We start from the raw sequence: 13,721 nt of genomic DNA on the forward strand, positions 1-13,721 counted from the left end.
CAATGCGGGGAGATTCTCATGAGCTTGAATGGCGTAGGTATCCTGGCGGCGATCATCATCGGCGGGCTTGCCGGCTGGCTGGCGGAAAAATTCATGAACAGCCAGATGGGGCTGTTCGCCAACATCATTCTCGGCATTATCGGCGCCGTGGTGTTGAATTTCATTCTCGCGGCGCTCGGCATGGCTTACAGCGGCTGGATCGCCTATCTCATCATCGGATTCATCGGTGCCTGCCTGTTGATCGCAGCGGGCCGCGCCGTCCGAGGGTAGGGCCATTCACCCATCGCTTGCCGTCAGGCTGCCATGCAAATGGTGGCCTGACTTTTCATGTCCGGCTGTTTATATAAGGCGACAAGGTGCGGGCGGCCTTGTTGCCGCTCGCCCGTCACTATGAAGGAAGACACATGGTAACGGTTTTCGACGCCGTCTCGGATCGGGCGCAGCGTGTTCGTCACCCGGAAAAGGCCCACCGGCCCGACACCGAGGTCCTGCGCAAGCCGGACTGGATCCGTGTGAAGGCACCGACCTCCAAGGGATATCAGGAGACCCGCTCGATCGTGAAGAGCCATAAGCTCGTTACGGTCTGCGAGGAAGCCGGATGCCCGAACATCGGCGAGTGTTGGGACAAGAAGCACGCAACGTTCATGATCATGGGCGAGATCTGCACGCGTGCCTGTGCCTTCTGCAATGTCGCGACAGGCAAGCCCAATGCCCTCGATCTGGACGAGCCCGCAAATGTCGCCAAGGCGGTGAAGCAGATGGGCCTGAGCCATGTCGTCATCACCTCCGTCGATCGCGACGACCTCGACGATGGCGGCGCCGAGCATTTCGAGAAGGTCATCTTCGCGATCCGGGAAGCCTCGCCGGAAACCACGATCGAAATCCTGACGCCCGATTTCCTGCGCAAGCCCGGCGCGCTGGAGCGTGTCGTGGCCGCCAAACCGGACGTTTTCAACCACAACCTCGAAACGGTTCCGTCCAACTACCTGACGGTCAGACCGGGCGCGCGCTATTTCCATTCGATCCGGCTTCTGCAGCGCGTGAAGGAACTCGACCCCACCATGTTCACCAAGTCGGGCATCATGGTCGGCCTCGGCGAGGAGCGCAACGAAGTGCTGCAGCTGATGGACGACCTGCGTACCGCCGATGTCGATTTCCTGACGATCGGCCAATATCTGCAGCCTAGCCGCAAGCATCACAAGGTCGAGAAATTCGTCACTCCGGAAGAATTCAAGTCCTACGAGACGGTCGCCTACACCAAGGGCTTCCTGATGGTGTCCTCTAGCCCGCTGACCCGCTCGTCCCACCATGCCGGCGATGACTTCGCCCGGCTGAAGGCGGCGCGCGAGAAGAAGCTGGCGGCTGCGGCGGAGTAGTCCGCCTCTCATCCGGCCTGCCTGCCACCTTCTCCGCGCAGGCGGGGCGAAGGAGATTCGTGGCAACACGCCACGACCATCGACAACAAGCCAAGCACAAATGCGCCGCCTCCTTGATCTTCTCGCGCTGCAGCCTTAACTCACAATCCATGCCCCATTTCGAAACCAACCACGTCGTCAAGCACTCGGCCGAGCAGATGTTCGCTCTCGTCGCCGATGTCGAGCGCTATCCGGAGTTCCTGCCCCTTTGCGAAGCGCTGAGCGTACGCTCGCGCAAGGAGCGCGACGGCAAGGTGCTGCTGCTTGCCGACATGACCGTGGGCTACAAGGCAATCCGAGAAACATTCACGACGCAGGTGCTTCTCAAAAGGGAAGAGCGGATCATCGACGTCAATTATATCGAGGGTCCGTTCAAGTACCTCGACAATGTCTGGCGTTTCGAGCCCGTGAACGATAACCAATCGATCGTGCATTTCTGCATCGACTATGAATTCAAGAGCCGCCTTCTGGGCGCGCTCATGGGCTCGATGTTCGATCGCGCCTTCCGCATGTTCTCCGAAGCATTCGAAAAGCGGGCGGACGTGATCTACGGGGCGTGAGCCAGTTCTGCGACCAGATCGAGCGCCGTGTGCACGGTGGCAAGCCGCACCGCAGCCCGGCCGATGTCTCCATAGCGCATCTCCCGGTGAACCGTCGCGCCGTCACGGGCGGCGGCGGCGAGATGAACGAGGCCAACGGGCTTCTCGGCGGAGCCGCCGGCCGGGCCGGCTATGCCCGTGACGGCTATGGCGATATCGGCGGCTGAGTGCGAAACCGCGCCGCGGGCCATTTCGATGGCCGTCTCACGCGAGACGGCGCCATGTGCGGCAAGCGTTGCGGGATTAACGCCGAGCATCTCGACCTTGGCTTCGTTGGAATAGGTGACGAAGCCGCGGTCGACGACGGAGGACGAGCCTGCGATTTCCGTCAAGGCGCCTGCGATCAGGCCGCCGGTGCAGGACTCCGCCGTCGCCAGCTTCAGTCCGAGGGAGGTGAGATCCCCGATTAAAGCCCGCGCTTTCTCTTCAGTATCGGTCGTCCACATCGGGCTTGCTCCGTGATGCATAGACGACGGTCGCGGTGGCGATCGCCGCAATTCCTTCATTCCGCCCGACAAAGCCGAGTTTCTCGTTGGTCGTCGCCTTGATCGAACAGCGGTCGAGCGAAATGCCGAGTATCGCTGCAAGGTTTTCTCGCATCTGCTGACGGTGCGGCCCGACCTTGGGCGCCTCGGCGATCAGCGATATGTCGGCATTGGTAATATTGCCGCCGCGCTCGCGGACGATCTGCGCAGCGTGTTCGAGAAAGATGCGCGAAGCCGCGCCCTTCCATTGCGGGTCGGATGGCGGGAAGTGGTCGCCGATATCGCCGGCACCGCAAGTGGCGAGCAGGGCGTCCGTCAAGGCATGCAGGGCTACGTCCGCGTCGGAATGGCCGGAGAGTTTGCGGTCGTGGGGGATGAAGACACCACAGAGGGTCACGCCGTCGCCGTCCACGAGTTGATGCACGTCATAGCCGTTGCCGGTGCGCACATCGGGAATGGCCATGCGGGTCAGTTTCTCGTCTGCCATCGACAGGTCCCTCCGGAGCGTCAACTTGAAATTGTCCACGGTTCCTTCCACCAGAAGGACGGGGATGCCGGCCCATTCGGCGATCGAGGCGTCGTCCGTAAAGTCGGACCTGCCGCTTGCCGCCGCTTGCCGGTGAGCGGAGAGAATAGGCTCGAGGCGGAAGCACTGCGGCGTCTGTGCGGCATAGAGATCGGTTCGCGGAACGGTCTCTGCGACGAGGCCGGCCGCCGTCGTACGCTTCAGCGTGTCGGCGACTGCAATTGCCGGCAGGAGGGCCTGGGCGCCGCCACGAAGCGCCGCACCGCAGCGATCGAGCAGTGCATGATCGAAAAAGGGTCGCACCGCGTCGTGGATCATCACGTATTCCACGCCTGTAGCGGCGACCGCTTCCAGACCGGCGAGCACCGAAAGCTGGCGTGTCGCTCCGCCGTGGACCACTGTCAGCTCCGAAGTTGCCGCCATCCGCCGGCGGGCCGCCGCGAACAGCTCTTCGTCGTCCGGGTGGATCACGACGACGACAGGTCCCGTTCCGGGCCATGTCGCGAAAATGTCAAGCGTATGGGCGATAACGGGGCGATCACCGATCGTGCGGTATTGCTTCGGTCCCTCGGCCGACTGGCCGGCGCGCTCGCCGCGGCCGGCCGCAACGATCACGACGCCGCAGGAGAACTGTTCTTCGCCTTGCATCTTCTGTATGTGGTCCCGCATTCGCCAATATTCGCCGTGATGTACCGCGAAGGTCCCGCCATGGCCAGCCATGCGAGGAATTTTGTCCCGCGCGTCGAAAAGGCTTGGCAAGCAGAAGAACAATGTCTAAAAATAGTGCACGATTTTCATATGCCTGAAAGATATGCATTTGCCCTCGACGGCTTTTTCACCCTCGCTTCTGATCGGGAATGTCGAAATCCGCAATCGCGTAGCACTCGCGCCGATGTCCGGCGTGACGGATCTGCCCTTTCGTACGCTTGCCTGGCGTTTCGGGGCCGGGTTCGTCGTGACCGAGATGGTGGCGAGCCGCGAACTGGTCGGTAATGCCGCCGAATCCTGGGCGCGGCTGAAGAATTCCGGCATCGACCCCCACATCGTGCAACTCGCCGGGCGTGAGGCGCATTGGATGGCCGAGGCGGCGAGGATCGTCGAGGCCAATGGCGCCGACATCATCGACATCAACATGGGCTGCCCTGCGAAGAAGGTCACCGGCGGCTACTCCGGATCTGCGCTGATGCGCGATCCGGATCACGCGCTTTCGCTGATCGAAGCGACGGTCAACGCAGCCACGGTCCCGGTAACGCTCAAGATGCGCCTCGGCTGGGACGAGAATTCGATCAACGCGCCGCTGATTGCCCGCAGGGCCGAGGAGGCAGGCGTGAAGGCGATCACCATTCATGGACGCACACGCATGCAATTCTACAACGGCAAGGCCGATTGGGACGCGATTCGGGCCGTCCGCGAGGTGGTCTCCGTCCCGCTGATTGCCAATGGCGATGTGGGTTCGGTTGCCGATGCGCACGAGATCCTGCGCCGGTCGGGTGCGGACGCCGTCATGGTCGGTCGATCGTGCCAGGGGCGGCCGTGGCATGCCGGCGTTCTCGCCGGCGCTGCGGCTCACCCGGATGCGTCGGGCGTCGCCTGCATATTTGCGGAGCATTACGAGATGATGCTGGAATTCTACGGCGTGGAGGTCGGGCTGCGGACCGCCCGCAAACACGCGGGCTGGTATCTCGATCGTTTCGCGCCCGAGCTTCCCGCTTCGGAGAAGGCCGCGATTCTGACATCGACCGATACGGCTTTCGTGCGCGACAGCGTGGTAGCCGCCATTGCTCGCTCCGGCGATGCGGCGGCGAGGGAGGAGATTGCGGCATGACGGAGAAGGCAACGGCACCGGTGGAAGGCGCCAACGATCTTTCCATGGCCGTGCTGAACGCGATCCAGAATCCGGTCATCCTGGTGGACGAGAATGGCTTCGTCGCCTTTGCGAACTGGGAGGCCGAATCCTTCTTCGGGGCCAGCGCCAACCATCTTGCGCGGCACGATATCAGCGCCTTCATTCCGTTCGGCAGCCCGCTCCTGACGCTGATCGAGCAGGTTCGCGAGCGGCGGGCGGCGGTCAACGAGTACCGGGTGGACCTCAGCTCTCCGCGCCTTGGAGCCGACAAGCTCGTCGACCTTTATGTGGCCCCGGTACTGTCGCAACCCGGATCGGTGGTGATCGTCTTCCAGGAGCGGTCCATGGCGGACAAGATCGACCGCCAGCTCACCCACCGTGCCGCAGCGCGGTCCGTCACCGGCCTTGCTTCGATGCTCGCCCACGAGATCAAGAATCCGCTTTCGGGCATTCGCGGTGCCGCGCAGCTCCTGGAAACCTCCGTCAATGACGAGGATCGCGCCCTGACGAGACTGATCTGCGACGAAACCGACCGCATCGTCTCGCTCGTAGACCGGATGGAGGTCTTCTCCGACGAGCGCCCGGTCGACCGCCTGCCGCTCAACATCCATGCGGTGCTCGACCACGTCAAGGCGATCGCCAAGGCCGGCTTTGCCCGGAGAATCAAGATCTCGGAACATTACGATCCGTCGCTTCCCCCGGTTTTCGCAAACCGCGACCAGTTAGTTCAGGTCTTCCTGAATCTGATCAAGAATGCGGCCGAGGCGATCGGCGACAGGTCGGACGGCGAGATTCTGCTGACGACGGCCTATCGGCCGGGCATTCGCCTGTCGGTCGCCGGAACGCGCGAAAAGATTTCGCTGCCGTTGGAATTCTGCGTGCATGACAACGGTCCAGGCGTCCCGCCCGATCTGCTGCCGCATCTTTTCGACCCGTTCATCACCACCAAGACGAACGGGTCCGGTCTCGGTCTGGCGCTTGTGGCCAAGATCATCGGCGGCCACGGCGGCATCGTCGAATGCGACAGCCAGCATAGCCGCACGACCTTCCGCGTTCTCATGCCGGCATCCAAGGGGTTGGCGGCCGATGACGAAACTCCGATGACAAAAGGAACCGATGGATGACGGGCGCAACGATCCTCGTCGCGGATGACGACGCTGCCATTCGCACCGTGCTGAACCAGGCGCTCAGCCGTGCCGGATACGATGTGCGCATCACCTCCAATGCTGCAACCCTCTGGCGCTGGATAGCGGCCGGCGACGGCGACCTGGTCGTGACCGATGTCGTCATGCCGGATGAAAACGCCTTCGATCTCCTGCCGCGGATCAAGAAGGCCCGGCCGGATCTGCCGGTTCTCGTGATGAGCGCGCAAAATACCTTCATGACGGCCATCAAGGCTTCGGAGAAGGGCGCTTACGACTATCTGCCGAAGCCCTTCGATCTGACCGAGCTGATCGGCATCATCGGCCGGGCGCTCGCCGAACCCAAGCGGCGGCCCTCGAAGCTGGAGGACGATTCGCAGGACGGGATGCCGCTCGTCGGCCGTTCCGCCGCCATGCAGGAAATCTACCGTGTGCTTGCCCGGCTGATGCAGACCGACCTCACCCTGATGATCACCGGCGAGTCCGGCACCGGCAAGGAACTTGTCGCCCGTGCACTGCACGATTATGGCAAGCGGAGAAACGGTCCCTTCGTCGCCATCAACATGGCGGCGATCCCGCGCGACCTCATCGAGTCGGAGCTGTTCGGTCATGAGAAGGGGGCTTTCACCGGCGCCCAGACGCGCTCCACCGGTCGTTTCGAGCAGGCCGAAGGGGGGACGCTCTTCCTGGACGAAATCGGCGACATGCCGATGGATGCGCAGACGCGTCTCCTGCGCGTGCTGCAGCAGGGCGAATATACGACCGTCGGCGGACGCACGCCGATCCGCTCGGATGTCCGCATCGTCGCCGCCACCAACAAGGACCTGAAGCAATCGATCAATCAGGGCCTTTTCCGCGAGGACCTCTACTATCGCCTGAATGTCGTGCCGCTGCGTCTGCCGCCCCTGAGAGACCGCGCCGAAGACATCCCGGACCTTGTCCGCCATTTCGTCCAGCAGGCCGAAAAGGAAGGGCTCGACGTCAAGCGCTTCGATCAGGAGGCTCTGGAGCTGATGAAGGCGCATCCCTGGCCGGGCAATGTGCGCGAACTCGAGAACCTCGTTCGCCGTCTGACGGCACTTTATCCACAGGATGTCATTACCCGCGAAATCATCGAGAACGAACTGCGCTCGGAGATACCGGACAGCCCGATCGAGAAGGCTTCGGCGCGCTCGGGCTCGCTGTCGATATCGCAGGCGGTCGAGGAGAACATGCGGCAGTATTTCGCGAGCTTTGGCGATGCCTTACCGCCCTCCGGCCTTTACGACCGCGTCCTTGCGGAAATGGAATATCCTCTGATTCTCGCGGCTCTGACGGCGACCCGCGGCAACCAGATCAAGGCGGCCGACCTCCTGGGTCTAAACCGCAATACGCTGCGCAAGAAGATCCGCGAACTCGGGGTCTCGGTGTACCGCAGCTCGCGTAGCGCTTGACTGAGATGCAACACCGTTGCATTTTCGCCACAATGCGTTGCTTGAACCTCGCATAAGCGCCGATTCGCCGGCGCTCGGTCGCAGCCCGTCGATCAGACCGGTGCGGGCGGGGGCTTAGCGTGTCCGAAAGGAGACGCGGCGCTGTAAGGTTCAATGTCTCGGTCCGGGACGCAGGCGTATGCCGGTGTCGTCGGTACGCCGGTTGGGGGTAGCACTTTTCATGGTGGATGGAATGGCCTTGCCATTGGGCACGGAGGACGGAGTCACTGCTGCCCAGGATCGGCGAGCCTCGTTCGCCTTGCCGGGGCTTATGCTCGCCACCGGCGCCCTGATCTGCGCCACCTTGTCGCTGCTCGTTCTTCTCGGCCTGACCCCGATCCGTCCCGAGAGAAACATCGTGATCGCCTGCGCCGGCATCAACGGACTCTTCGTCGTGGGCCTGATCTATCTCATCGCACGCGAGATATTCAGGCTGCTCAGGGCGCGCAGCAAGGGAAGGGCCGCAGCGCGTCTGCACGTGCGCATCGTCGCGCTCTTCTCGATCGTCGCAATCACGCCGGCGATCCTCGTCGCGATCTTCGCCAGCATTACCCTCGATGTCGGCCTCGATCGCTGGTTCTCGCTGCGTACGCAGGCGATCGTCCGTTCCTCCCTGAACGTCGCGCAGGCCTATGTCCTCGAGAATGCCAGCTACCTTCAGGGTCAGACGGTGTCGATGGCCAACGACCTGGAGCGCAATCGCCAGCTCTATAGCCTCGACCGTACCGGCTTCGTCGAGCTGATGACACGGCAGGCGAGGGGGCGCGGCATGCTCGGCGCATTCCTCGTGCGCGCCGACGGCAGCGCCATACTCCAGGCCAATATTTCGACCGATCGTCCGCTTCCGGCGATCCCGCAGGATGCACTGAAAAGCACCATTGCCGGCCAGCCGACACTTATCCCCCCGGGCGTGACCAACCTGGTGGGGGCGGTCATTCCGCTCGAAAACATTCCGGGCACCTATCTCTACACCGTCAGAAACGTCGATCCGGAAGTCATGCGATCGATGCGGCTGATGGAAGAGAACACTGCGGAATACAAGACGCTCGAGGCCGGGCGTACCTCCCTGCAGATCGCCTTCGGCGTCCTTTACATCGGTTTTGCCCTGATCGTGCTGCTGGCGGCGATCTGGACGGCCATTGCGGTCGCCGACCGCATCGTCCGGCCGATCCGGCAACTGATCGGCGCGGCCGACAGCGTCGCTTCAGGCAATCTCGACGTCGTCGTTCCCGTGCGTGCAGTCGACGGCGACGTCGGCAACCTGTCGCGCACGTTCAATAAGATGGTGAGCGAAATTCGGACCCAGCAGGATCAGATCCTGGTGGCGAAGGACGAGGTCGACCAACGCCGCCGCTTTATCGAGGCAGTGCTCTCCGGCGTGACGGCAGCGGTCATCGGCGTCGGCAGGGATCGACGGATCACCATCTTCAATCCGTCTTCGGAGGGGATGCTGAAAAAGGCGGCGCCGGAGCTCATCGGCGCGAATCTGAGCGACGTGGCCCCGGAAATCGAAGCGGTTCTGGTTGAGGCCGAGAGCCGCTACCGCAACGATTACCGCAAGCAGATCAACATCATGCGCGGCGGCACCGAGCGCACGATGAATGTTCAGGTGACGCGGGAGGAGGGCGACGAATCGCATGGCTCCTATGTCATCACCGTCGACGACATCACGGATCTGGTAATCGCGCAGCGCTCCACCGCCTGGGCGGACGTCGCTCGACGCATTGCGCACGAGATCAAGAACCCGCTGACGCCGATCCAGCTCTCGGCCGAGAGGCTGAAACGCCGCTACGGCAGGCAGATCGACCAGGAGGATCGTGCGGTCTTCGACCAATGCACCGAAACGATCGTGCGCCAGGTCGAGGACATCGGCCGGATGGTCGACGAATTCTCCGCCTTTGCGCGCATGCCGAAGCCGACGAAGGAGAAGTCCGACCTGCGGGCGATCCTGAAGGACGCCGTATTCCTGCGCGAGATGGGCAACACCCACATCAACTTCGTCCGCGATTTCGGCGACGAACCGCTCGAGGGGCAGTTCGACGGCCGCATGCTGGGTCAGGCGTTCGGCAATCTCGTGAAGAACGCGGTGGAGGCGATCGAAGCCGTGCCCGCGGGAACGTCGCGAGGCGCGCCGAAGGTCCTCATCCGATCCCGTCGCGATGATACCACCGGCCGGTTCGTGGTCGACGTCATCGACAACGGCAAGGGGCTTCCGACCGAGAACCGGCACCGAATTCTGGAGCCGTACATGACGATGCGGGATAAGGGCACCGGTCTCGGCCTCGCTATCGTCAAGAAGATCATCGAGGACCACGGCGGGCAACTGGAACTGCACGACGCACCGCCGGACTTCGACGGCGGCGCCGGGGCGATGATCCGGGTGGTTCTGCCGCCTGCCGGCGAGACCGGGGGCGAAGATAATTTAAAGGATAAGGGTAATACCAATGGCGGCTGATATTCTGGTTGTGGATGACGAGGAGGATATTCGCGAGATCGTCTCGGGAATCCTGTCGGACGAGGGCCATGAAACGCGGACCGCTTTCGACAGCGAGAGCGCGCTCGCGGCGATCAACGACCGTGTGCCACGCCTGATCTTCCTGGACATCTGGATGCAGGGAAGCAAGCTCGACGGTTTGGCACTGCTCGACGAGATCAAGAACCGCCACCCCGACTTGCCGGTGGTGATGATCTCGGGTCACGGCAACATCGAAACCGCCGTCTCCGCGATCAAGCGCGGAGCCTATGATTTCATCGAGAAGCCGTTCAAGGCCGACCGGCTGATCCTGATCGCCGAGCGGGCGCTCGAGAATTCCAAGCTCAAGCGCGAAGTCTCCGAGCTGAAAAGGAAGTCGGGCGATCCGGTGGAGCTGATCGGAACCTCGGTTGCCGTGTCGCAGCTGCGCCAGATGATCGAGAAAGTGGCACCGACCAACAGCCGCATCATGATCCAGGGACCGTCCGGCTCCGGCAAGGAACTGGTCGCGCGGATGATCCATCGTAAGTCCGCGCGTGCCAACGGTCCTTTCGTCGCTCTCAATGCGGCTGCGATCACGCCCGACAGAATGGAGATCGCGCTTTTCGGTACCGAAGGAACTGCGGGGCAGCCGCGTCGAACCGGTGCGCTCGAGGAGGCCCATGGGGGCATCCTCTACCTGGACGAGGTCGGCGAAATGCCGCGCGAAACGCAGAACAAGATCCTGCGCGTCCTCGTCGATCAGCAGTTCGAGCGGGTCGGCGGCTCCAAGCGCGTCAAGGTCGATGTCCGCATCATCTCCTCGACCGCCTACAATCTCGAGAACATGATCACCGAAGGCCTTTTCCGCGAGGACCTGTATCACCGGCTTGCCGTCATTCCGGTGCGCGTTCCCGCTCTTGCGGAGCGGCGCGAGGACATCCCTTTCCTGGTCGACATGTTCATGCGACAGGTAAGCGAACAGGCCGGCATCCGCCCCCGCAAGATAGGCGAGGATGCGCTGGCCGTGCTGCAGGCGCATGATTGGCCCGGCAATATCCGCCAGTTGCGCAACAACATCGAGCGCCTGATGATCCTTGCGCGCAGCGACGGTCCCGATACGCCGATCACCGCCGACATGCTGCCGAACGAGGTGGGGGACACCCTGCCGAAGATTTCGGCGCAAAGCGATCAGCACATCATGACCTTGCCGCTGCGGGAGGCTCGCGAGATGTTCGAACGCGATTATCTGATCGCCCAGATCAACCGCTTCGGCGGAAATATCTCGCGCACTGCGGAATTCGTGGGAATGGAGCGCTCCGCCCTTCATCGCAAGCTGAAGTCGTTGGGCGTGTAATTGAAAACGGAAGGGGCGTATTTCGCCCCATCTCGAGCATTTCAATGTTTCATGGAGACACTGAAACGCTCCGACCCTTTGATCCAACGACTTCCGGACGGAAAACCGTTACACACTTTTGCTGGAAGTGCTCTAGAGCCATCTGCAGATCCGTCCCAGACGTAAGGAATAGCAATGAAGGTGATCATATGCGGGGCAGGGCAGGTCGGCTACGGCATCGCCGAGCGGCTGTCGCGCGAGAATAACGACGTTTCGGTGATCGATACGTCGGCCGCGCTGATTGCCTACATAACCGAGACGCTGGACGTGCGCGGTTACGTCGGCCACGGGGCGCATCCGGATGTACTGGCGAAGGCGGGCGCCGATCAGGCCGACATGCTCATCGCGGTAACGCTGTACGATGAAGTCAACATCGTCGCCTGCGAAGTAGCGCATGCGATTTTCAACGTACCGACCAAGGTCGCCCGCATCCGCGCGCAGAGCTATCTGGCGCCCGAATATTCCGACCTCTTTTCGCGCGAGAACGTCCCGATCGACGTGACGATCTCTCCGGAAATCGAGGTAGGGAGGCTCGTGCTTCGCCGCATTTCCTTTCCCGGTGCCACAGACGTGGTGCGCTTCGCGGATGATCGGATCGCGATGGTTGCGATCGAATGTATGGAAGACTGCCCCGTCGTCGACACGCCGCTGCAGCAATTGAGCGAGCTCTTTCCCGATCTGCACGCGACCGTCACCGGTATCTTCCGGGATGGCAAGCTGATAGTTCCGCATTCCTCCGACCAGTTGAAGACCGGCGATCTCGCCTACGTGGTCTGCGACCGCGACCATGCCCGCCGCACGCTGGCGCTCTTCGGCCATGAAGAACAGGAGGCGCGGCGGATCATCATCCTCGGCGCCGGCAATATCGGCTATTTCGTCGCCCGAACGATCGAGGAACAGCAGCCGCGCATGCGGGTGAAACTCGTCGAAAACGACCGCGACCGCGCCGTGCTCGTCGCCGACAAGCTCAACAGCACGGTGGTCCTCCACGGCTCGGCCATGGACCAGCGGATCCTGGCGCAAGCGGATGTCCAGGAGGCGGATCTCGTCGTCGCGCTGACGAATAACGATCAGATCAACATCCTCGGAAGCATGCTTGCCAGGAGGCTGGGAGCGAAGTCGACCCTCGTGCTGATCAACGAACCCGCCTATCAGGACTTCGCCGGCGCCGCCGGTGTCGATGCCTATATCAATCCGCGCGCCGTCACCATCTCGCGTGTGCTGCAGCACGTGCGAAAAGGCCGCATCCGGTCGGTCTATGCAGTGCAGAACGGCATGGCCGAGGTGATCGAGGCCGAGGCGCTCGAAACCTCTCCGCTGGTCGGCAAGGCGCTGCGCGAGCTCGAATTGCCGGAGGGTATCCGCATTGGCGCGCTCTATCGCGACAAAGCCTATGTGCGCCCGGACGGCAACACGCGGATCAAGGCGAAGGACCGCGTGGTCCTCCTCGCGGCCGCCGAGACCGTCCGCGATGTCGAACAGCTCTTCCGCGTCAGCATTCAATATTTCTGAGGGCCTCAGCCATGCCGAGAATCGCCTATGTCAACGGCACTTACGTCCAGCACGCCGAAGCCGCCATTCACGTCGAGGATCGCGGTTACCAGTTTGCCGACGGCGTCTACGAGGTCTGCGAGGTGCGCCACGGCTTCATCATCGACCTGACCCGGCACCTCGATCGCCTTGGGCGATCCCTGGGCGAGCTCAGGATAGGCTGGCCGATGAGCCGTGCGGCGCTGATCCATGTCATCCGGGAGGTGCTGCGCCGAAACCGGGTCCGAAACGGGCTCTTCTATCTGCAGGTGACCCGCGGCGTCGGGCGGCGGGATCATGTTTTCCCTGATGCGGACACGCCGCCGTCGATCGTCGTCACCGCCAAGCGCACGGACCCCGGGGCGATCGCCCGGAAGAATGCCGAGGGCATATCTGCGATAACGGTGCCGGAGAACCGGTGGAACCGCGTCGACATCAAGAGCGTCGGCCTTCTCCCGAATGTGCTTGCCCGTCAGCGGGCGAAGGAAGCCGGCGCACAGGAGGCGATCTTCGTCGACGTGGACGGCACGGTCAAAGAGGGGGCGGCGACGAATGTTTGGATCGTGGACCGTGAAGGGACGTTACGCACCCGCCCGGCGGAGAACGGCATTCTGCGCGGCGTGACCCGCACCACCCTGATGGACGTAGCCAAGCCGCTGGGCCTCAGGATCGAGGAAAAGGCCTTCTCCGTGGAAGAAATGCTCGCGGCGCGGGAGGTCTTCATCACCGCTGCTACCAGCATCTGCTTTCCCGTCGTTTCCGTGGACGGAAAGACAATCGGCAACGGTCATCCGGGAAGCATAGCACAGAATATTCGCGAGGCCTTTTTCGACATTGCGGAAAAGACGGTGATTTGAT

At 62.5% G+C, this 13,721-nt stretch carries 12 protein-coding genes; 10 read left to right on the forward strand and 2 right to left on the reverse strand.

The genetic code is table 11. The features are described 5' to 3' along the window. Window positions 1-18 precede the first annotated feature (18 nt). From AC5J09_RS19430 to AC5J09_RS19440, 3 genes are all read left to right on the forward strand, one after another. A complete protein-coding gene (locus tag AC5J09_RS19430; RefSeq protein WP_018097806.1) occupies window positions 19-270 on the forward strand; it encodes a GlsB/YeaQ/YmgE family stress response membrane protein in 252 nt (83 codons plus the stop codon). A 134-nt stretch (window positions 271-404) separates the two neighbouring features. Beyond that, window positions 405-1,376 carry a lipoyl synthase gene (gene lipA / locus AC5J09_RS19435; protein ID WP_018097805.1) on the forward strand — a complete coding sequence of 324 codons (972 nt, stop codon included), beginning with the start codon at window positions 405-407 and terminating at the stop codon, window positions 1,374-1,376. Between the two features lie 149 nt (window positions 1,377-1,525). Beyond that, window positions 1,526-1,975, forward strand: coding sequence for a type II toxin-antitoxin system RatA family toxin (locus AC5J09_RS19440; RefSeq protein ID WP_018097804.1), 450 nt, complete (start codon window positions 1,526-1,528; stop codon window positions 1,973-1,975). On the opposite strand, the gene AC5J09_RS19445 is transcribed toward AC5J09_RS19440, so the two are convergent. Together AC5J09_RS19445 and AC5J09_RS19450 are read right to left on the reverse strand one after the other, a co-directional pair. Next, window positions 1,963-2,460: a CinA family protein gene (locus AC5J09_RS19445; RefSeq protein ID WP_494298267.1), complete on the reverse strand. Its 498-nt coding sequence runs from the start codon at window positions 2,458-2,460 to the stop codon at window positions 1,963-1,965. The genes AC5J09_RS19440 and AC5J09_RS19445 overlap by 13 nt on opposite strands. After that, window positions 2,441-3,673, reverse strand: a complete 1,233-nt coding sequence (locus tag AC5J09_RS19450) for a bifunctional 2-C-methyl-D-erythritol 4-phosphate cytidylyltransferase/2-C-methyl-D-erythritol 2,4-cyclodiphosphate synthase (RefSeq protein WP_494298924.1) — start codon at window positions 3,671-3,673, stop codon at window positions 2,441-2,443. Before AC5J09_RS19450 ends, AC5J09_RS19445 begins: the two co-directional genes overlap by 20 nt. A 148-nt stretch (window positions 3,674-3,821) precedes the next feature. On the opposite strand from AC5J09_RS19450, the gene dusB reads away from it, so the two are divergent. From dusB to AC5J09_RS19485, 7 genes are all read left to right on the forward strand, one after another. Continuing rightward, entirely contained in the window at window positions 3,822-4,850 is a 1,029-nt protein-coding gene (dusB, locus tag AC5J09_RS19455; RefSeq protein WP_018097801.1) for a tRNA dihydrouridine synthase DusB, read from the forward strand. Continuing rightward, entirely contained in the window at window positions 4,847-5,995 is a 1,149-nt protein-coding gene (locus AC5J09_RS19460; protein WP_018097800.1) for a two-component system sensor histidine kinase NtrB, read from the forward strand. The genes dusB and AC5J09_RS19460 overlap by 4 nt, the downstream gene beginning before the upstream one ends. Beyond that, a complete protein-coding gene (gene ntrC, locus AC5J09_RS19465) occupies window positions 5,992-7,446 on the forward strand; it encodes a nitrogen regulation protein NR(I) (protein ID WP_018097799.1) in 1,455 nt (484 codons plus the stop codon). The genes AC5J09_RS19460 and ntrC overlap by 4 nt, the downstream gene beginning before the upstream one ends. Before the next feature lie 178 nt (window positions 7,447-7,624). Next, complete coding sequence (ntrY, locus tag AC5J09_RS19470; RefSeq protein WP_018097798.1) at window positions 7,625-9,940, forward strand: two-component system sensor histidine kinase NtrY; 2,316 nt, start codon at window positions 7,625-7,627, stop codon at window positions 9,938-9,940. Continuing rightward, a complete protein-coding gene (ntrX, locus tag AC5J09_RS19475; RefSeq protein WP_018097797.1) occupies window positions 9,930-11,294 on the forward strand; it encodes a two-component system response regulator NtrX in 1,365 nt (454 codons plus the stop codon). Before ntrY ends, ntrX begins: the two co-directional genes overlap by 11 nt. Before the next feature lie 174 nt (window positions 11,295-11,468). Further along, window positions 11,469-12,845, forward strand: a complete 1,377-nt coding sequence (trkA, locus tag AC5J09_RS19480) for a Trk system potassium transporter TrkA (RefSeq protein WP_003535437.1) — start codon at window positions 11,469-11,471, stop codon at window positions 12,843-12,845. 11 nt (window positions 12,846-12,856) lie between these two features. Further along, window positions 12,857-13,720: a D-amino-acid transaminase gene (locus AC5J09_RS19485; RefSeq protein ID WP_494298268.1), complete on the forward strand. Its 864-nt coding sequence runs from the start codon at window positions 12,857-12,859 to the stop codon at window positions 13,718-13,720. Window position 13,721 lies beyond the last annotated feature (1 nt).

Source organism: Sinorhizobium sp., from assembly GCF_059070375.1.